This window comes from Kitasatospora sp. NPDC034035, from assembly GCF_055575755.1.
Genome location: NZ_JBVISA010000008.1, coordinates 220696 through 239638, shown reverse-complemented (window position 1 = coordinate 239638; position 18943 = coordinate 220696). Strand labels below are relative to the sequence as shown.

General features: G+C 73.6%; 18 protein-coding genes. 9 read left to right on the top strand and 9 right to left on the bottom strand.

Annotation, left to right across the window (positions count from 1 at the left end; translation table 11 throughout):
- Window positions 1-147 precede the first annotated feature (147 nt).
- Window positions 148-1551, top strand: a complete 1404-nt coding sequence (locus ACZ52J_RS14345; protein ID WP_465618648.1) for an SDR family NAD(P)-dependent oxidoreductase — start codon at window positions 148-150, stop codon at window positions 1549-1551.
- A gap of 108 nt (window positions 1552-1659) precedes the next feature.
- Here the strand turns inward: ACZ52J_RS14345 and ACZ52J_RS14340 are convergent, their stop codons facing one another.
- Window positions 1660-2403 carry an SDR family oxidoreductase gene (locus ACZ52J_RS14340; RefSeq protein WP_465618646.1) on the bottom strand — a complete coding sequence of 248 codons (744 nt, stop codon included), beginning with the start codon at window positions 2401-2403 and terminating at the stop codon, window positions 1660-1662.
- Window positions 2404-2513: 110 nt separating this feature from the next.
- On the opposite strand from ACZ52J_RS14340, the gene ACZ52J_RS14335 reads away from it, so the two are divergent.
- Window positions 2514-3188: a TetR/AcrR family transcriptional regulator gene (locus tag ACZ52J_RS14335; RefSeq protein WP_465618644.1), complete on the top strand. Its 675-nt coding sequence runs from the start codon at window positions 2514-2516 to the stop codon at window positions 3186-3188.
- 236 nt (window positions 3189-3424) lie between these two features.
- Here the strand turns inward: ACZ52J_RS14335 and ACZ52J_RS14330 are convergent, their stop codons facing one another.
- Together ACZ52J_RS14330 and def are read right to left on the bottom strand one after the other, a co-directional pair.
- The gene (locus ACZ52J_RS14330; RefSeq protein ID WP_465618642.1) at window positions 3425-4078 is read right to left on the bottom strand and encodes a class I SAM-dependent methyltransferase; all 654 of its coding nucleotides are present in this window, start codon (window positions 4076-4078) and stop codon (window positions 3425-3427) included.
- Between the two features lie 9 nt (window positions 4079-4087).
- A complete protein-coding gene (def, locus tag ACZ52J_RS14325; RefSeq protein ID WP_465618790.1) occupies window positions 4088-4753 on the bottom strand; it encodes a peptide deformylase in 666 nt (221 codons plus the stop codon).
- Window positions 4754-4779: 26 nt separating this feature from the next.
- On the opposite strand from def, the gene ACZ52J_RS14320 reads away from it, so the two are divergent.
- Complete coding sequence (locus tag ACZ52J_RS14320; protein WP_465618640.1) at window positions 4780-5361, top strand: helix-turn-helix domain-containing protein; 582 nt, start codon at window positions 4780-4782, stop codon at window positions 5359-5361.
- A 58-nt stretch (window positions 5362-5419) separates the two neighbouring features.
- On the opposite strand, the gene ACZ52J_RS14315 is transcribed toward ACZ52J_RS14320, so the two are convergent.
- The 5 genes from ACZ52J_RS14315 to ACZ52J_RS14295 form a co-directional block, all read right to left on the bottom strand.
- A complete protein-coding gene (locus tag ACZ52J_RS14315) occupies window positions 5420-5956 on the bottom strand; it encodes a VanZ family protein (protein WP_465618638.1) in 537 nt (178 codons plus the stop codon).
- A 217-nt stretch (window positions 5957-6173) separates the two neighbouring features.
- Window positions 6174-7109: a hydroxymethylbilane synthase gene (gene hemC / locus ACZ52J_RS14310; protein ID WP_465618636.1), complete on the bottom strand. Its 936-nt coding sequence runs from the start codon at window positions 7107-7109 to the stop codon at window positions 6174-6176.
- 93 nt (window positions 7110-7202) lie between these two features.
- Entirely contained in the window at window positions 7203-7445 is a 243-nt protein-coding gene (locus ACZ52J_RS14305) for a hypothetical protein (RefSeq protein ID WP_465618634.1), read from the bottom strand.
- Window positions 7446-7552: 107 nt separating this feature from the next.
- Complete coding sequence (locus tag ACZ52J_RS14300; RefSeq protein WP_465618632.1) at window positions 7553-9862, bottom strand: ABC transporter permease; 2310 nt, start codon at window positions 9860-9862, stop codon at window positions 7553-7555.
- Between the two features lie 73 nt (window positions 9863-9935).
- On the bottom strand, window positions 9936-10661 hold the full coding sequence (locus ACZ52J_RS14295) for an ABC transporter ATP-binding protein (protein WP_465618630.1): 726 nt from the start codon (window positions 10659-10661) through the stop codon (window positions 9936-9938).
- A gap of 118 nt (window positions 10662-10779) precedes the next feature.
- Between ACZ52J_RS14295 and ACZ52J_RS14290 the strand changes: the two genes are divergently transcribed.
- The 6 genes from ACZ52J_RS14290 (at window position 10780) to ACZ52J_RS14265 (ending at window position 16218) form a co-directional block, all read left to right on the top strand.
- A complete protein-coding gene (locus tag ACZ52J_RS14290) occupies window positions 10780-11643 on the top strand; it encodes a sensor histidine kinase (protein WP_465618628.1) in 864 nt (287 codons plus the stop codon).
- Between the two features lie 71 nt (window positions 11644-11714).
- Window positions 11715-12416, top strand: a complete 702-nt coding sequence (locus ACZ52J_RS14285; protein WP_465618626.1) for a response regulator — start codon at window positions 11715-11717, stop codon at window positions 12414-12416.
- Window positions 12417-12601: 185 nt separating this feature from the next.
- Entirely contained in the window at window positions 12602-13807 is a 1206-nt protein-coding gene (locus ACZ52J_RS14280) for a cytochrome P450 (protein ID WP_465618624.1), read from the top strand.
- A gap of 104 nt (window positions 13808-13911) precedes the next feature.
- Window positions 13912-15072 (top strand): type III polyketide synthase, encoded by a 1161-nt coding sequence (locus ACZ52J_RS14275; RefSeq protein ID WP_360499348.1) that lies wholly within the window; start codon window positions 13912-13914, stop codon window positions 15070-15072.
- Entirely contained in the window at window positions 15069-15653 is a 585-nt protein-coding gene (locus tag ACZ52J_RS14270) for an NUDIX hydrolase (RefSeq protein ID WP_360499346.1), read from the top strand. Before ACZ52J_RS14275 ends, ACZ52J_RS14270 begins: the two co-directional genes overlap by 4 nt.
- Before the next feature lie 142 nt (window positions 15654-15795).
- Window positions 15796-16218 carry an SHOCT domain-containing protein gene (locus ACZ52J_RS14265; RefSeq protein WP_360499344.1) on the top strand — a complete coding sequence of 141 codons (423 nt, stop codon included), beginning with the start codon at window positions 15796-15798 and terminating at the stop codon, window positions 16216-16218.
- 171 nt (window positions 16219-16389) lie between these two features.
- Here the strand turns inward: ACZ52J_RS14265 and ACZ52J_RS14260 are convergent, their stop codons facing one another.
- Window positions 16390-18918 (bottom strand): Tex family protein, encoded by a 2529-nt coding sequence (locus ACZ52J_RS14260; protein WP_465618621.1) that lies wholly within the window; start codon window positions 18916-18918, stop codon window positions 16390-16392.
- Between the last annotated feature and the right edge of the window lie 25 nt (window positions 18919-18943).

The window sequence follows — 18943 nt, the reverse complement described above, 5'->3', positions numbered from 1 at the left end:
GGAACGCCGGCCGGGTCAGGGCCACCGGCGCTGCGGGTCGGTTCGCCCACGCCCGACTGCGGCCGAGCACCCGGGGGAAATTGACATCTCATCGGCCCGGACCGTCGGCTACTGTCCCTCCCACCTGTACGGCACGAGGGAGCGGACATGACGGTCCGGGACGACCACAACCAGCTGATCACCATCCATCCGACGAGCGACGCCGCCTGCGCCGGCGGCCTCACCACCGAGGAACTCGCCGCGTTCAGCCGCACCCTCGGCCGCCTCCGCGCACTCCCCTCCCACGACCGCACCCGGCTGCACGCCGAGCGGCAGCTCAGCTCCTTCGTGATGGAGAGCCGCAAGCGCCGCCGCCAGGAGTCGCGGCAGGCCCTCCGGGACGCCGACGCCGCACTGCTCGCCGCCACCGCGACCGGCGGCCGGCACCGCCGCGAGGACGCGCCGCTCGCACCCGGCGGCGGGCCCGTCGGCGAGCTGCGGATACCGCGCAAGTGCTACGTCTGCAAACAGGCCTACCGCCAGGTCGACGGCTTCTACCACATGCTCTGCCCGGACTGCTCGGCCGACAACACCGCCCGCCGAGCCCTCGCCACCGACCTGCACGGGCGCCGCGCGCTGCTCACCGGCGGGCGGGTGAAGATCGGCTTCCAGCTCGCCCTGATGATGCTGCGCGACGGCGTCGAGCTCATCGTCACCAGCCGCTTCCCCCAGGACACCGTCCGCCGCTTCCGCGCCGCCGAGGGCAGCGAGCGCTGGTGGGAGCGCCTCACCGTGGTCGGCATCGACCTCCGCGACCCGCGCCAAGTCCTCGGCCTGACCGAGCAGTTGCGCGCCGACGGACGCCCACTCGACATCCTCGTCAACAACGCCGCCCAGACGCTGCGCCGCCCGCCCGAGTCGTACGCACTGCTGGCCGCCGGCGAGCAGGACGCCCTGCCCGCCGCCGACCGCCGGGCCATCGGCCACACCCCCGGGTTCCGGCCGCTCGCCGGGACGCCCCGACTCCCCTCGGGCATGGGATCCCTGCTCGACCTGACGGACGAGGCCGGGCTGCTGCCCGACCTCGCCGCCGCCAACTCCTGGTCCGCCACGCTCGGTTCGCTCGACCCGGCGGAGATCCTGGAGACCCAGCTGGTCAACGCCCTGGCCCCGGCGCTGCTCTGCGACCGGCTGCTGCCCCTGCTGCTCGCCTCCCCGCAGCCCGCCCGCTACATCGTCAACGTCACGGCCGTGGAGGGCCGGTTCGCCGTCCGCAACAAGACCGCCCGGCACCCGCACACCAACATGGCCAAGGCCGCGCTCAACATGCTCACCCGCACCAGCGCCGCCGAACTCGCCACCCGGGGCGTGCACATGTGCGCCGTCGACACCGGCTGGATCACCGACGAGAACCCGGCGCCCAAGAAGGCCCGGATCGCCGCCCACGGCTTCCGCACCCCGCTGGACATCGTGGACGGCGCGGCCCGGGTGTACGACCCGATCGTCCGGGGCGAGGCCGGGCACCCGGTGTCGGGCGTGTTCCTCAAGGACTACCGGGTGGCGGAGTGGTGAGGTGACGGCCCACCTGTCGTAGCAGCCACCCCAGGGAGCTGTGAGACCTGTGCGACCCGTGACAACGGCCCGCCCCGGGAAGCCGCCCCGGAGCGGGCCGCCGCCGGCTCAGCGGCCGGTGGGCAGGTTGGCCCCACCGGTGCAGTCGAACACCACGCCCGTCACGAAGGTGTTGGCCGCCAGCATGTGGATCGCCCGGGCGACGTCCTCGGCGCGGCCGACCCTGCCGACCGGGGTGGTGGCGGCGAGGCCCTCGAAGAGCGCGGTGCGCTGCTCGGCCGGGACACGGTCCCACCACGGGGTGTCGATGACGCCGGGCGAGACCGCGTTGACCCGCAGCGGGGCGAGCTCGACGGCCAGCGGCGGGACCATCGCCTCCAGCGCGCCGTTGATCGCGGCCAGGCCTGCGGTGCCGGGGATGGCGGCGCGGGCGGAGGCGGCGGTGATCAGGGTGACCGAGCCGTCGTTGCGCAGGTGCGGCAGCGCCGCCTGCAGGACGCGGACCTGCGGCCAGAACTTGGCGTTGAAGCCGGTGGCGAGGTCGGCCAGGTCGAGCTGGGCGAACGGGCCACTGCCGGCCGCGCCGCTGACCGCGACGACCAGGTGGTCCACGGTGCCCTCCTCGGTGAAGAAGGCGGCGACGGCGGCGGGGTCGGCCGCGTCCAGCTGACGGCCGGTGGTCTTGCCCCCGATCCGGGCGACGGCGGCGTCCAGCCGCTCGCGGTCACGGCCGGTGACCACGACCTCGGCGCCGTCCGCCGCGAAGGCGGTGGCGGCCGCCTCGCCGATGCCCGAGCTGCCGCCCATCACGACGACGTGCTGTCCGGCGAAGTGGTTTGACGCAGTGCTCATGGTGGGGCCTTTCAACTTGTCGAGACCGTCTGTTCCGGTAATGATGTTTGTCGAGACTGCTAGTCTTGTCAAGCAGGGGCAAGAAAACGGGGCAGGAAGAGAGGGCGACCATGAGCGAGACCGAACCCCGAGCGGATCGCGCGGAGCAGGCTGACCAGCCGGAGCAGGCCGACCGGGCGACCGAGCAGGCCGAGCGGGGCCCGTCCACGCGCCCGCACACCGGACGCCGCCGCAACGAGGCCGCCCACCGGGCGATCCTCGACGCCGCCCTCCACCTGCTCGCCGACTCCGACGGCACCCCCGTCACCATCGACGCCATCGCGCGTACGGCCGGCGTCGGCAAGCAGACCGTCTACCGGTGGTGGCCCTCCAAGGGCGCCGTCCTGCTCGACGCCCTCACCGACCGCGCCGACCAGGACGTCCACGGCCCCGACACCGGCACCCTGCGCACCGACCTGCGCGCCTTCGTCGCCACCACCTTCGACGCCGCCCAGCGCAGCACCACCGCCTCCGCCCTGCGCACCCTCGCCCGCGAGGCCGCCCGCGACCCGCACCTCGCCGAGCTCATGCAGACCTTCACCGCCACCCGCCGCACCGCCCTGCGCGAACTCCTCTCCCGGGGACGCGAGCGCGGCGAACTGGCCGGGAACGCCGACCTGGAGCTGATCGTGGACCAGGTCTACGGGGTGTTCTGGTACCGCTTCCTGCTCGGCCACGGACCACTGGACCCGGCCACGGCGGAGCGGCTCGCCGATTCCCTGGTCACCGGGAACGCGGGCGACTGACCGCGCCCTCAGCCTTCGGAACCACCAGCCCCCGCCCGCACACCAGGGGCAGCTACACCCACAGGAAGTCGGCCCGGTCGACTTCTCGCGCGACACTTGCGGCACGGATATGACGGTCGGTCTACATAGTCATCCGGCCCAGCGATGCACGCGCGCGGGAAGTCGGCCACGCCGACTTCCCGCGCGATGGCCCCGGAGCATAACGGCTGGTGGCAGGAGCCCCCTGACGGAGCCGACTACCCGTGCGCCAGCAGGCTGACGTACCCGCGGTCCGGGTGGCCCGGGCAGGGCTGTTCCAGCCGGGTGGTGACGGTGAAGCCGGCCCCGGCCAGCAGCTCGACCAGCCGGTCGGCCGGGACGAGGTGGGAGGTGTACGAGACCGGGTGGCCGTAGCCCGTCGCCGGGTGCAGTCGGGCGTCGCCGATGTGGCCGCCGAGGAGGAGGTGGCCGCCGGGCGCGAGGGCGCGGTGGAACTCGGCGAACAGTGCGGGCAGCAGCTCGGGCGGGGTGTGGTGGACGAAGTACCAGGCGAGGATGCCGCCGAGGGCGCCGTCGGGGAGGTCGAGGGCGGTCATCGTGCCCTGCCGGAACCGGAGTTCGGGGTACGCGCGGCGGGCGAGCGCGACCATCTCGCCCGAGACGTCCACGCCGAAGGCCGACAGCCCCAGACCGTCCAGGTACGCCGTCACCCGCCCCGGGCCGCACCCGAGGTCCGCGACCTCGCCGCCGCCCGAAGCCCGGACCAGTTCGGCGAAGGCGGCGAGCATCGCCCTGGACACCGGGTCCATGCCCTCCGGCGGGACGACCAGGCGGACGTAGTCGGCGGCGACGGTGTCGTACGACTCCCGGACGGCGGCGAGGTGGGCGGCGAGGTGGGCGGGGTCGGTCACCGCGTCGCCCTAACGCCCGGCCTCGGCGGCCTCGGCGGCCTCGGCGGCCTTGGCGGCCCTGGCGGCCTTGGCGGCCCTGGTGGCCCGCTCGGCGAACACCTTCTCGCGCCGGTCGGCGGTCTGCTTCATCATCCGCTTCCGGTCCCGGGCGGAGAGCCGGTCGAGGTACAGGTGGCCGTTCAGGTGGTCGGTCTCGTGCTGGAGGCAGCGGGCGAAGTACCCCGTGCCCTCGATGGTGACGGGATTGCCGTGCTGGTCGACGCCGCGCACGACCGCGTGGGCCGGCCGCGCGAGCCGGGTGTCCGCCCCCGGCACGGACAGGCAGCCCTCGGCGTCCTCGATCAGGCGGCGGCCGGGTTCCTGCTCGTCCACCACCGGGTTGAGCACGTGGCCGACGTGCCGGACGCCGTCGTCGTCGGGGCAGTCGTAGACGAACAGGCGCAGGTCCACGTCCACCTGGTTGGCGGCGAGGCCGCAGCCGTCGGCGACGTACATGGTGGCGAACATGGAGTCGATCAGCCGGGCCAGGCGCTCGCTGCCGAAGTCGTCCTCGGTCGCCGGGCGGCAGGTGCGGCGCAGGATCTCCTCCCCCACTTCGGTGATCCGCAGAACGGTCGGGCGTTCGCGCAGCTCGGACACGGGTGCTCCTTCGGGGGTGGCACGGCTTGCTGTCAGCTTTGCAAAGTAGCAGACTTTGCAAAGTGACCGAAGACCTCATCAGAACCGGCGCCCTCCCCGAGCACGCCGTCCGCACCGCGCTGCTCGAGCTGCTCGCGGAACGCGGCACCCTCACCTCCACCGAGGCGGCCGCCCGGCTCGGCTACAGCTCCGGCCTGTGCTCCTTCCACCTGCGGCAGCTGGCCCGCCACGGGCTGATCGAGGAGGCCCCGGCCACCGACGGGCGGGCCCGGCCGTGGCGCCTGCCGCACGAGCAGCAGCCCGTCCCGGACGACCAGGCGCAAGGCCGGGTGGAAGACCGGACGGAAGACCAGTTCGGCGCGTTGGCCCGCGGCCTGGAGGACGAGAGCTACCGGCGCTGGCTCGCCCGGCGCGCCGAGGCCCCCGCCGACTGGCAGCACGACGAGGCCTTCAGCGCCGTCGTCTACCTGACCCCCGACGAGCTTTCGGCCGTCGGCGAGGCCGTCCGCCAGGTCCTCGCCCGCTACCGGCGTCGCGAGGCCGACCCGGCCGCCCGCCCCGCCGACGCCCGCCCGGTCGCCGCCGTCACCCGCCTCTTCCCGCTCCTCGACGAGCTTCCCGACGGGCTGCCCGAGGAACGGTGAGGGAGCGATGCCCGAGGAACGGTGACCGAGGAGCTACCCGTGCGACGGTGACCGACGCTCAGGCCTGGCGCCAGGACTGCCGGGCCACCGCCCGTACCACCGGCCCGACCAGCAACCCCGCCGCGGCGCCCAGGGCGACCCCCTGCACCCCGTCCCAGACGTCCTGCACATCGCAGGTCCGCCCGATCACCGGCAGCGCGTACTGCAACGCCGACACCGCGAACGGCAGCGCCGCCGCGCCGAACAGCGCCGTCGTCGCCCGCCGCCGGGTCCCCGCCAGCGCGGCCGCGAAGCCGACCGGGGCGTAGGTCGCCAGCTTGAGCTCGATGTGCCGGACGTGCAGCAGCTCGTACGGCGAGCGCGGCCGCCCGCCCTCGACGGTGCAGTGCCGGACGGCGTCCTCGGAGAGCCGGAACGCCTCCGGCAGCAGCGTCGCCACGACCACCCCGCCGAGCCCGAGCAGCAGCACGAAGCCCACCGCCCAGTGGGCCCGCAACAGCCGCCCCACCGGCCGGTTCAGCAGGGCCGCGGGCGCCAGCGAGAGCAGCAGCCCGGGCCAGAACATCGGCATCCCGCCGATCACCGCACTGATCACGCCTCAACGGACGCCCCACGCGGCTGCTCGGTTCTCGCGACGGGAAAGGTGTTGCCTCGGCCGGGCTGCCGGCGCTGCCGCCGCCGCACTCTGACGATCACACCCACTGGAACGAAGCAGCCGCGGAACGGGAGCACGGCCGCGCGCCGTGCGCGATTCAGTAGCCGATCCAGTACGCGATTCGGTGCGCGATTCAGTAGGCGACCCAGTGCGCGATTCAGTGCGCGATCGAGGTGATCAGCTCCTGCGCCCCCTGCCGCTTGAGCGCCAGGGCCACCGAGGTCCCCAGGTCCTCCGGGCTGAGCGCGCCCGCCCACTCGTGGGCGTCCAGCACCCGCTTGCCGTCCGGGGTGAAGACCCGGCCGCGCAGGGAGAGCCGGCCGTCCGGCTCGGCCTTGGCGTAGCCGGCGATCGGGCTGTTGCAGTGGCCCTGCAGCACGTGCAGGAACATCCGCTCGGCCGCCGCCTCGCGCCAGGTGTCGTGGTGGCCGAGCGTGGTGACGGCGTCGATGGTCGCGGTGTCGTCCTCGCGGCACTGCAGGACGAGGGTCCCGGCGCCGATCGGCGGGCACATCGCCTCGATGCCGAGGACCTCGGTGATCCGTGCCTGCTCGCCGATCCGCTCCAGGCCGGAGACGGCGAGCAGCAGGGCGTCGACGGTGCCGGCCTCGAGCTTGGCGAGCCGGCTGTTGGCGTTGCCGCGGATCGGTACGCATTCCAGGTGCGGGTGGGCGGCGGCGAGTTGGGCGGTGCGGCGGACGGAGGAGGTGCCGATCCGGGTACCGGGCGGGAGTTCGGCCAGGGTCAGGCCGCCGGGATGGACGAGGGCGTCGCGGATGTCGTCCCGGCGCAGGTAGGCGGCGAAGACGGTGCCGGCGGGCAGCGGGCGGTCGGCGGGCACGTCCTTGAGGCAGTGCACGGCGACGTCGGCTTCCCCGGCGAGCAGCGCGGCGTCGACCTCCTTGGTGAAAGCGCCCTTGCCGCCCAGGGCGGCGAGGTCCCCGGTCCAGCGGTCGCCCGAGGTGGTGACCGGCACCACCTCGGTACGCAGGTCCGGGTGCAGCGCGGCGAGTTCGGCGCGGACCCGGTCGACCTGGGCGAGTGCCATGGGCGAGGAGCGGGAGACGATGCGGATCAGCTCAGCGGTGGCCATGGCGCGATGATAGGCGCCCATACGGTCACGACCGGGGGTGCCTCGCCCACTCGGCGACACGGCGCGGCACCGCCGCCCGCTGGACGTCCCGCATCAGCTGCCCGACCGCACCGAGCGCCGTACCGGCCGCCACCAGCAGGCTCGCGCCGCTGAACCGGTACCCGTCGGCCGCGCCAGGCCGCGCAGTTGGTCGGCCGGCTGGGTGCGGTCCGCGACCCGCCGCAGGACCGCCGGGTCGACGCCGGGCAGCGGCAGGCTCTGCCCGAGTCGGAACAGCACGACGCCGCCGAGCGTGGCGGCCGCCCTCGGGCCCAATCCGTTACGGCTGACGGGCACTCGCCTCATCTCCCCGGGTGTCGACGGGAGTTGGGACGCGACGGACGGCCGGGCGGTTCCTCGCCCGGCCGTCCGCTCCCGCAGAACCTCACTCGTTGTGCAGAACCTCACTCGTTGTGCAGCACCTCCGCGATCGGCAGCCGGGCCGCCGAGCGGGCCGGGACGAGCGCGCCGAGGACGGCGATCGCGATTCCCGCGAGGGCGAGGGCGGCCAGCAGCGGGGCGCCCCAGACGTCGATCATCGAGTCCGTGAAGTGGATGATCCGGACGTTCTCGACGATCACCCGGTGCACCAGGATCCCGACCGGGATGCCGATGATCCCGCTGGCCACGCCCTGCCAGGCGACCGAGGTGATGGTCATGGCGACGACCTGCCGGGGCGTCATCCCGATCGACTTGAGCATGCCGAGGTCGCGGCGGCGCTCGCGGATGGTGAGCAGCAGCGTGTTGAAGACGCCGAGCGCGGCGACCACCGACAGCAGGACGGTGAAGATCGTGGTGAAGGACTGGATCGCGACGATCGACCCTTCCGTGCCCGCGGTGACCACCGAGGTCGACAGGCTCGGGTCGGCCGCCGAGACCGCGTCCCGGTAGGCCCTGGCGTCGGTGCCGGGGGCGAGCCGTACGTCGTACTCGACCACGTGCGGGTCGGAGGTGAGCAGAGCTGCGGTGGCGGCGTTGGAGGTGAGCGCGTTGGCGTTGCCCTGGGCCTCCTCGCCGACGATGGTGACGGTGGTCTGCCGGCCGTCCAGCAGCAGGGTGACCTTGTCGCCGAGCTTGAGCCCGTGCTGGTCGAGGAAGGCCGGTCCGACCTCGGCCTCGCCCAGCCCGGTCGCCGGGCGGCCCTCGACCACGTCGAGCCGCCGGTGGTCGACCATGGCGTCGCCGCCGTAGAAGTTGGCGAAGACCAGCTGCGGCTGGCCCGCGACGGCGACCCGGAGGAGGCCGCGGACGGAGACCCGGTCGGCGCCGGGGGTGGCGTGCAGCATCGCCTCGGTCTGCTCCTGGGTCAGCCGGGGCGCGACCTTGTTGTCCGAGAAGGCACCGGTCTGCACGTTGATGTGGGTGTACGTGTCGGACGCGGTCATGGACTTGGCCAGGGTGCCGGTCACCCCTGTGGTCACGGTCACGGTGACCACGCCGAGTGCGATCGCCGCCATGGTCAGCGCGGTGCGGGCCGGGCGGGCGAAGGGCTGGCCGAGGCCGAGGCTGACGGCGCGCGGCAGCCGGGTGCCGCTCAGCCAACGCTGGACCTTGAGGCCGCGCCCGCCGCGCGGCGCGCTGCCGGCCGAGATGGCCTCGGCGGCGGAGAGCCGGCGGGCCCGCGAGGCGGGGACGAAGGCGGCGAGCGCGACCAGCAACGGGACGCCGAGCAGGGTCGCGACCGGCAGCCAGCCGGCCGGTTCGATCACGGCGGTGCCGGTCGCGATCCCGCTGAACGCGGTCAGCAGGATCGGGTACGCGGCCGCCCAGCCGGCCGCCGTGCCGAGGACGGTGCCGACGACGGCGGGCACCGAGACCATGGTCAGGTAGACCGTGACCACCTGGCGCGGGGTGAAGCCGATCGACTTCAGCACCCCGATGTGCCGGTAGCCGGAGACCACCGCACCACTGACCACGTTGCCGATGATCAGCGCGGCGACGATCAGGCCGAGCACGCCGAAGACCGTCATCAGCGGCAGGTAGGCGTCGGCGCCCGCCGAGAAGGCCTGCTTGAGCACCAGGTAGGACTGCCCGCTGGCGACGGCGTCCCCGGGCAGGCCCTCGGTGGCGTTGGCGAGCGAGGTGGTGAGCTGCTGTTCGGTGCCCGCGTCGGTGAAACGGTAGAGCATCTGCCGGCCGGTGGGGTGCAGGGCGGCCGCCTGCTGGGGGGTGACCCAGCCGCCGGCGGACTGGCTCATCGTGGACGCGGAGCCCACGATGGTGAGCTTGAGCCCGGTGCCGGTGGTGATCGACGTGCCGATGTGTCCCTCTGCGGAGCCCCCGGCCGTGGCCATGACCATCTCCCCGGGTGCGGTGGCCCAGCGGCCGGACAGCAGTTCCGCGCGGTCCACCGGCGCGGCCGCCGGGTCGGGCCGGCCGACCAGGGTCAGCGGGCCCGGCGGGTGGCCGGCCCAGTCGGTGGGGATGGTCACCACGGCCTGGTCGAAGGGCCCGGCGGCGGCCTCGACGCCCGGCCGGTGGGCGGTGGCGGCCAGTTGGTCCGCCGAGGCCTTGGCCGGGTCGAAGACGGCGCTGACGTGGGCGCCGTGCTCGGCCTCGAAGGCGGCGTCGAACGGGGCCCGGGCGGCGCTGATCACCGCGAGGGCGAGCAGCACGGTCGCGGTGGAGCAGAAGACGACCAGGCCGATCACGATGGTCTGCACCCGGCGGCGCTTCACCGCCGCCCGCGACGCCCGCCAGACGGCCCCGCTCATGCGCCCACCTCGCTGCGCTCGGCGGGCGCTTCGCGCAACACGCACCTCTTGACGGTTCCCTCGCTTCGCTCGCTCACGACTGGGCCTCCAGCATCCGCTCGCGCGCCACCTTGCCGTCCGCGACCTCGACCAGCCGGCTGGCGCAGCGGGTGGCCAGGTTGGGGTCGTGGGTGACGATCAGCAGGGTCTGGCCGATCTGGTTGAGGTCGATCAGCAGGTCCATCACCTGCTCGCCGGAGCGGCTGTCCAGCGCGCCGGTCGGCTCGTCGGCCAGCAGCAGGGCCGGACGGTTCATCAGGGCCCGGGCCACCGCGACCCGCTGGCGCTCGCCGCCGCTGAGCGCGGCCGGGTAGACGTCCTTGCGGTGGGCGACGCCGAGTTCGTCCAGCAGTTCCAGGGCGCGGCGGCGGGCCTGGCGGGCGGTGGTGCCGGTCAGCTGGGCGGCCAGGGCGACGTTGTCGAGGGCCGGGAGGTCGTCGATCAGGTTGAAGAACTGGAAGATCATGCCGACGTGTCGGCGGCGGAAGAGGGCCAGGCCGGTCTCGTTCAGTTGCCCGAGGTCCTGTCCCTGGACCCGGACGGTGCCGGAGGTGGGCCGGTCCAGGCCGGCCACCATGTTCAGCAGGGTGGACTTGCCGCACCCCGAGGGGCCCATCACGGCGACCGCCTCGCCCGCCCGGATCCGCAGGTCGACGCCGTCGAGGGCCCTGGCGTCGCCGAACTCCTTGTGGACCCCGGACAGCTCGACGACGACCTGCGCGTCGTCCGGCCGGGAGGTCCCGTCGTGGTCGTTGCTCATGGTGGACGACGGTAGGCGCGGGCGCCCCGCCGGTACGTCCCACCCGAGGTGTAACCGCGGGCGGCCGTAGTACCGGGGATGTACGGGCCCGGCACTCCCGGATGATGTGGATCATGCCGTGACCTGGGAAGCTGGCGCCGTGTGGGGAACGGGGTTGGAGTGGGCCGCCGTCGCGGTGGCGGGGACGGCGGGCGTGGGCGCGGGCTGGCTGGCCGTGGCGCTGGCCCGGGCGCGGCGGCTGCACCGGGCGGCCATCGGCGAGCGCGGCTGGCTGCTGGAACGGGAGCGCGAGAGCGCCGCCCGTACCGCCGTGGACGCCGAACGGGCGCGGATCGCCGCCGAGTTGCACGACATCGTCAGCCACAACGTGAGTCTGATGGTGGTGCAGGCCGGGGCGGCGCGCGAGGTGCTGGCCACCATGCCCGAGGAGGCGGCGGCGGCGATGGGCGCCGTCGAGGCCGCCGGGCGGGATGCGATGACCGAACTGCGGCACCTGCTCGGCCTGCTCGCCCCCGCCGCGGACGGCAGCGAGGAGGCGGACGGGGAGGACCTCGCGCCGCAGCCGAGCCTGGGCCGGCTGAGCCCGCTGATCGACCGGTTCGCCTTCGCCGGGCTGCCGGTCGAGGTCCGGATCTCCGGCGAGCCCCGGCCGCTGCCCGCCGGCATCGACGTGACGGCGTACCGGATCGTCCAGGAGGCGCTGACCAACGCGCTCAAGCACGGGGACGGGGTGACGGCGGAGGTGACGGTGCGCTACGCGGACCACTTCCTGCGGGTCGAGGTGCTGAACAGCGGGCCGAGCGTGCTGTCCGGTGCCCCGCCCGGCGCGCCCGCCCCGGCACCGCGGCCGGCCGACGGCGCCGGGCGCGGGCTGATCGGCCTGCGCGAGCGCGTCGCCGTGTACGGCGGGGACCTGGACGCCCGGCGCCGGCTCGGCGGCGGCTACCGGGTCCGCGCCCGCATCCCGCTGGACCGGCCGTGACGGAGCGGGCGACAGCGCGGGCGACCGGGCAGACGACGGAGCAGACGACGGAGCAGACGACGGAGGGCACCGTGGAGGAAGAGCACCAGGAGCGCCGCCCCCGGGTGGTGATCGCCGACGACCAGGAGCTGGTCCGCACCGGCTTCCGGATGATCCTGACCGCGCGCGGCATCGACGTGGTCGCCGAGGCCGGCGACGGCGCCGGGGCGGTGGCCGCCGCCGTCCTGCACCGGCCGGACGTCGCCCTGCTGGACATCCGGATGCCCGGCATGGACGGCCTGGAGGCCGCCCGGCGCATCCTCGCCCGGGTACCGGACTGCCGGGTGATCATGCTGACCACCTTCGACCTCGACCACTACGTCTACGCCGCCCTGTCCGCCGGGGCCAGCGGCTTCCTGCTCAAGGACGTCACCTCCGCCCACCTCGCCGCCGCCGTACGGCTGGTGGACACCGGGGACGCCCTGCTCGCGCCCTCGATCACCCGACGGCTGGTCGAGCGCTTCGCGGCCGGCGCCCCGCGTCCGGCTCCCGGTGCCGACGGCCCGCCGCTGCACCGCGACCTCGCCCCGCTCACCCCGCGCGAGGCGGAGGTGCTCGCCCTGCTCGGACGCGGGCTCTCCAACACCGAGTTGGCGCGCGAACTCACCCTCAGCGAGTCGACGGTGAAGACGCACGTGGCCCGGATCTTCGCCAAGCTGAACCTGCGCGACCGGGCGCAGGCGGTGGTCCTCGCCTACGAGACCGGGCTGGTCGCACGGGGCGGCGGCGGCTGACCATCAACTCGCCTCACAAATACGGCAGTTCACATGACAATCATTCATCTCACTCATTAGAGCTAACTCCACGTCGAATCCCCCGTTTTGCCAGTTCATGGGGCAACATCTGCATGTCCGCGCCCGAACGGAAGATCCACCGCGGGCGGCATCACCCGGCATGACGAAGACCATTGGACAGGCCCGTGACCACCACTCCCCTCGTGTGGGACTGCCCCTTCCACCACACCGACGGCCTGGAGTTCGACCCCCTCCTCAAGCGGCTGCTCACCGAGGCCCCGATCGCCCGGATCCGGCTGCCGCACGGCGAGGGCGAGGCCTGGCTGGCCACCCGCTACGAGGACGTCCGGGTGGTCACCACCGACCGCCGCTTCAGCCGCGCCGCGGGCATCGGCCGCGACCTGCCCCGGATGACGCCCGCCCCGATCGCCCAGTCCGAGGCGATCAACCTGATGGACCCGCCCGCCCACAACCGGCTCCGCCGACTGGTCGCCCAGGGCTTCACCAACCGCCAGGTCGAGCGGATGCGCCCCGCCACCCAGCGGACCGTCGACGGCTATTACGACGAGATGGCGGAGCACGGCTCCCCCGCCGACCTGATGCACTTCCTGGCCGCCCGGCTCCCGCTCACCACCATCTGCGAGCTGCTGGACATCCCCGAAGCCGACCGCGCCGAACTCCGCGGCCACGCCGTCGCGATGATGCGGATGGGCCCGGCCAGCCGGGACGGCCAGGAAGCCGCCAAGGCCGCCCTGCGCGGCTACTTCAGCGAGCTGACCGCCGCCCGCCGCGCCGACCCCGGCGAGGACCTGATCAGCGCCCTCGCCACCGCCCGCGACGGCGACGAACTGCTCGACGCCGACGAACTGACCGTCATGGCGATGGTCCTGCTGGTCACCGGCCACGACACCAGCACCTACCAGCTCGGCAACATCACCTACACCCTGCTCACCCACCCCGAGCAGCTCGCCAAGCTCCGCGCCCAGCCCGACCTGCTGCCGCGCGCCCTGGAGGAGCTGCTGCGCTTCATCCCGTTCCGCCAGGGCGTCGGCATCGCCCGGGTCGCCACCGAGGACGTCGAGCTGGGCGGGGTGCTGATCCGGGCCGGCGAGGCGGTGCACGTCTCCTACCTGACCGCCAACCGAGACCCGGCGGTCTACGAGCGCCCCGACGAGCTGGACCTCGACCGCGGCGAGCCCACCCACATGGCCTTCGGCTACGGCCAGCACCACTGCCTCGGCTCGCACCTCGCCCGGATGGAGCTGCAGGTCGCCATCGGCACCCTGCTGCGGCGCTTCCCCGACCTGCGGCTGGCCGCCGAACCCGCCGACCTCGACTGGGACTCCGGCTCGATCTGGCGGTTCCCGCGCACCCTGCCGGTGGCCTGGTAGCAGCTCCCCCGCCCGCCACCGCCGCGCCCGCCACCGCCGCCGCGCCCGTACCGTTCCAGGCATCCACCGGCCTGCCCGCAGGCCCCCAGGGGAGACCCACGCCCATGGCAACACTCTGCCGCCCCGCCATCGCCGTACCCGAGCACGTCATCACCCTCGACGAGACCCTCGCCCTGGCCCGCACCCTGCACGCCGGCCACCCCGAACTCGGCCTGGCCCTGCGGCTGATCGAGAACACCGGGGTGCGGACCCGGCACCTGGTCCAGCCGATCGAGCGGACCCTCACCCACCCGGGCTTCACCGTCCGCAACGAGGTGTACGAGCGCGAGGCCAAGCGCCGCGTCCCCGAGGCGATCGAACGCGCCCTCGAGTACGCCGAGTTGACCGCCCGGGACATCGACCTGATGGTCTACGTGTCCTGCACCGGCTTCATGATGCCGTCGATGACCGCATGGCTGATCAACACCATGGGCTTCCGCTCCGACACCCGCCAGGTGCCCATCGCCCAGCTCGGCTGCGCGGCCGGCGGCGCCGCCGTCAACCGCGCGCACGACTTCTGCCGCGCCTACCCGGGCGCCAACGTGCTCATCGTCGCCTGCGAGTTCTGCTCGCTCTGCTACCAGCCGACCGACCTCGGCGTGGGCTCACTGCTCTCCAACGGCCTGTTCGGGGACGCGGTGGCCGCCGTGGTGATGCGCGGGCACGGCGGGCGCGGCGTGCAGATCGAGCGCAACGGCTCGCACCTCGTCCCGGGCACCGAGGACTGGATCTCGTACGGGGTGAGGGACACCGGCTTCCACTTCCAGCTGGACCGGCGGGTGCCCGGCACGATGGAGATGCTCGCGCCCGCACTGCGCGGCCTGGCCGGCGAGCACGGCTGGGACGTCTCCGGGCTCGGCTTCTACATCGTGCACGCCGGCGGCCCACGCATCCTGGACGACCTGTGCCGCTTCCTCAACCTGGAGCCGGCCACCTTCCGCTACAGCCGCGCGACGCTCACCGAGCGCGGCAACATCGCCAGCGCCGTCGTCTTCGACGCCCTCGCCCGGCTGTTCGACGACGGCGGCGTTTCCGAGGGCACCACCGGACTGATCGCCGGCTTCGGACCGGGCATCACCGCCGAGATCTCGCTGGGGAGTTGGGTCGGCGCACCGACCGACACGCTGCGCCCGCGCCGGCCGCGCGCCATCTCCACGTCCGACATCGCCCTCGTCCATCCGACCGCTCCCCGCCGTTTCCCGACCGGCACTACGATCACCGAATGACCGACACCACGGACCGCACCGACACCTCCGCCAGAGCCGCCGAACTCGCCGCCCGCTTCCCGGCGTTGCACGCGCCGCAGCACTGGAGCTGGGGACGGTACGACGCGCAGTTCTCCATCGAGATGCCGCCGGACTCACTGGTCACCAACATCCACCTGGTCGGTTTCGCGGACGGCGAGGTGGTGCTCTGCCGGGACGACCGGGACCACTGGTTCCTGCCCGGCGGCACCCGCGAGCAGGACGAGAGCGTCGCCTCCTGCCTGGAGCGCGAACTGCGCGAGGAGGCGGGCGCCCGGCTGCTCGGCGAGCCGGGCTGGCTGGGCGCGCACCGCTGCCGCACCGACGATCCGGTGCCGTACCGGCCGTGGCAGCCACACCCGGAGAAGGCCTGGCTGTGGGGCTGGGGCGAGGTCGTGCTGGAGTCCTCGCCGACCAACCCGGCGGACGGCGAGCAGGTGGTCGAGGTCCGTACGGTCCCCGTCGCCGAGGCGCAGCGGCTGCTGCTGAGCGGGCACGACGCCTGGTGGGGCGAGCTGATCGGCCTGGCGGTCGAACTGCGGGGCCGGGCCGGACGGGGCTGAGGCCGAGCCGGCCCTGACCGGGCCGAGGCCGTCGCCCGGCCGAGGTCGTCGCCCGGCCGAGGTATTCCCGCGGTCGGGGAAGACCACTGGAACGGCGGAGCATCGGGCGACGATGTCCGTTTTGTGGTGATATGACTCATCCATGGACACCACATCGCTGGCCGTGGACTACCCGGTGCTCAACATCTTCTGGACGATGCTGGAGCTGTTCCTCTGGATCCTCTGGTTCTTCCTGCTGTTCAAGATCATCACGGACATCTTCCGCAGCCACGACCTCAGCGGCTGGGGCAAGGCCGGCTGGCTGGTCCTGGTGATCTTCCTGCCGCTGATCGGCATCCTCGCGTACCTGATCGCACGCGGGCAATCGATGAGCACACGCGACATCGAGCAGGCGCAACGGTCCGAAGCCGCGTTCAAGTCCTACATCCGGGACGCGGCCGGGACGGAGCCGACCGCCGGCGGCGGCAGCCACGTCGACGACCTGGCGAAACTCGCGGCCCTCAAGGAGAAGGGCGCCATCTCCGACGAGGAGTACCAGAAGGCCAAGGACAAACTCCTGGTCTGACCGGCACCGCTGCGACGGGCACTGCGACCGGCACGAAGGCGGGGCCGGTGGACGCGCGAACGTCCACCGGCCCCGCCTTCGTTCACCCGGCCGGTCAGCACCGGTTCAGCGCCGCCCGGAGTGCCGGTCAGCGCCGGTTCAGCGCCGCCCGGAGCGCCGGTCAGCGCCGGTTCAGCGCCGCCCGGAGCGCCGGTCGCCCGCGCCGCCGGCGCCGCCGGCGCCGCCACCGGTCAGGCCGGCCCGGCGCAGCGCGTCCGCCATGGCACTGTTGGCCGGTGCCGCGCCGCCGCCACCCTGACCGCCCTGGCCGCCACCGCGCCGGTCCTGGCCACCGCGTCCGCCCTGACCACCCTGGTTACCCTGGCCGCCCTGGCCGCCCTGGCCGCCCTGCCCGCTGCCGCGCCGCTCCTGGCGCGGCGGACGGGCCTGCCGCTCGCCCCGGTCCGCACGGTCACCGCGGTCGCCGCCCCGGTCGCCGCGCTCGCGCCCGACCTCGTCGTCCAGCCGCAGGGTGAGCCCGATCCGCTTGCGCGGCACGTCCACCGTGAGCACCCGGACCTTCACGATGTCGCCGGGCTTGACCACCTCGCGCGGGTCCTTGACGAAGTTCCTGGACAGCGCCGAGACGTGCACCAGCCCGTCCTGGTGGACGCCCACGTCCACGAAGGCGCCGAAGGCGGCGACATTGGTGACCACGCCCTCCAGCACCATGCCGACCTCCAGGTCGCCGATCTTGTCGACGCCCTCCTTGAAGACCGCGGTGCGGAAGGCCGGGCGCGGGTCGCGGCCGGGCTTGTCCAGTTCGCCGAGGATGTCGGTGACGGTCGGGACGCCGAAGGTGTCGTCCGCGAAGTCGCCGGGCTTCAGCGCCCGCAGCGCGGCGCCGTTGCCGATCAGCTCGCGCAGTTCCCCGCCGGTCGCGGCGAGGATGCGGCGCACCACCGGGTAGGCCTCGGGGTGCACGCTGGAGGCGTCCAGCGGGTCCTCGCCGCCGGGGATGCGCAGGAAGCCCGCGCACTGCTCGAAGGCCTTGGGGCCGAGCCGGGCGACGTCCTTGAGCTGCTTGCGGGTGTGGAACGGGCCGTTGGCGTCGCGGTGGGCGACGATGTTGTCGGCGAGCGTGCCGGTGATCCCGGAGACCCGGGTGAGCAGCGGCGCCGAGGCGGTGTTGACGTCCACGCCGACGGCGTTGACGCAGTCCTCGACCACGGCGTCCAGCGAGCGGGAGAGCTTCACCTCGCTCAGGTCGTGCTGGTACTGGCCGACGCCGATCGACTTGGGGTCGATCTTGACCAGTTCGGCCAGCGGGTCCTGGAGACGGCGGGCGATCGAGACCGCGCCGCGGATCGACACGTCCAGCTCCGGCAGCTCCTGCGAGGCGAACGCGGAGGCCGAGTAGACCGAGGCGCCGGCCTCGCTGACCATCGCCTTGGTGAGGTTCAGCTCGGGGTGGCGCTTGATCAGGTCCTCGGCGAGCTTGTCGGTCTCCCGGGAGGCGGTGCCGTTGCCGATCGCGACCAGGTCGACGTCGTGCTTCTTCGCCAGCGCCGCCAGGGTGTGCAGGGCCGCGTCCCACTTGTTGGCGGGCTGGTGCGGGTAGATCGTGTCGTACGCGACGACCTTGCCGGTGGCGTCCACCACGGCGACCTTCACACCGGTGCGGAAGCCCGGGTCCAGGCCCATGGTGGCGCGGGTGCCGGCCGGGGCGGCGAGCAGCAGGTCGCGCAGGTTGGCGGCGAAGACGCGCACCGCCTCGTCCTCGGCCTCGGCGCGCAGCCGGGCGCGCTGGTCGATGCCGAGGCGCACCAGGATCCGGGTGCGCCAGGCCCAGCGGACGGTGTCGCCGAGCCACTTGTCGGCCGGGCGGCCGCGGTCGGCGATGCCGAAGCGGGCGGCGATCCGCTGCTCGTAGTCGTTCTCGCCGGGCAGGTCGCCCTCGGACTCGCCGTCGTAGGGCGAGAGTTCGAGGTCGAGCACCTCCTCCTTCTCGCCGCGCAGCATCGCCAGGATGCGGTGCGAGGGGAGCTTGGTGAACGGCTCGGAGAAGTCGAAGTAGTCGGCGAACTTGGCGCCGTCCTGCTCCTTGCCGGCGCGGACCGTGGCGACCACGCGGCCGCGGGTCCACATCCGCTCGCGCAGCGAGCCGACCAGGTCGGCGTCCTCGCCGAAGCGCTCGACCAGGATCGCCCGGGCGCCCTCCAGGGCCGCCGGGGCGTCCGCCACCGACTCGTTGAGGTACCCGCCGGCGAGCGCCGTCGGATCCTGCGAGGGGTCGGCGAGCAGGGTGTCGGCCAGCGGCTCCAGCCCCGCCTCGCGGGCGATCTGCGCCTTGGTGCGCCGCTTCGGCTTGAACGGCAGGTAGATGTCCTCCAGCCGGGCCTTGGAGTCGGCGGCCAGCACCCGGGCGCGCAGCGCGTCGTCCAGCTTGCCCTGGGACTCGATCGACTCCAGGACGGCCGCCCGGCGTTCCTCCAGTTCGCGCAGGTAGCGCAGCCGCTCCTCCAGGCTGCGCAGCTGGGCGTCGTCGAGGGAGCCGGTGACCTCCTTGCGGTAGCGGGCCACGAAGGGAACGGTCGAGCCGCCGTCGAGCAAGTCGACGGCCGCCTTCACCTGCCCCTCGCGGACGCCCAGTTCCTCGGCGATCTTGCGCTCGATCGCCTGTTGGGCCTGGCGGGCCACCTGTTCGGCTGGCGTGGTCACGAAGCCGGTCACCTTCTCCTTCAGT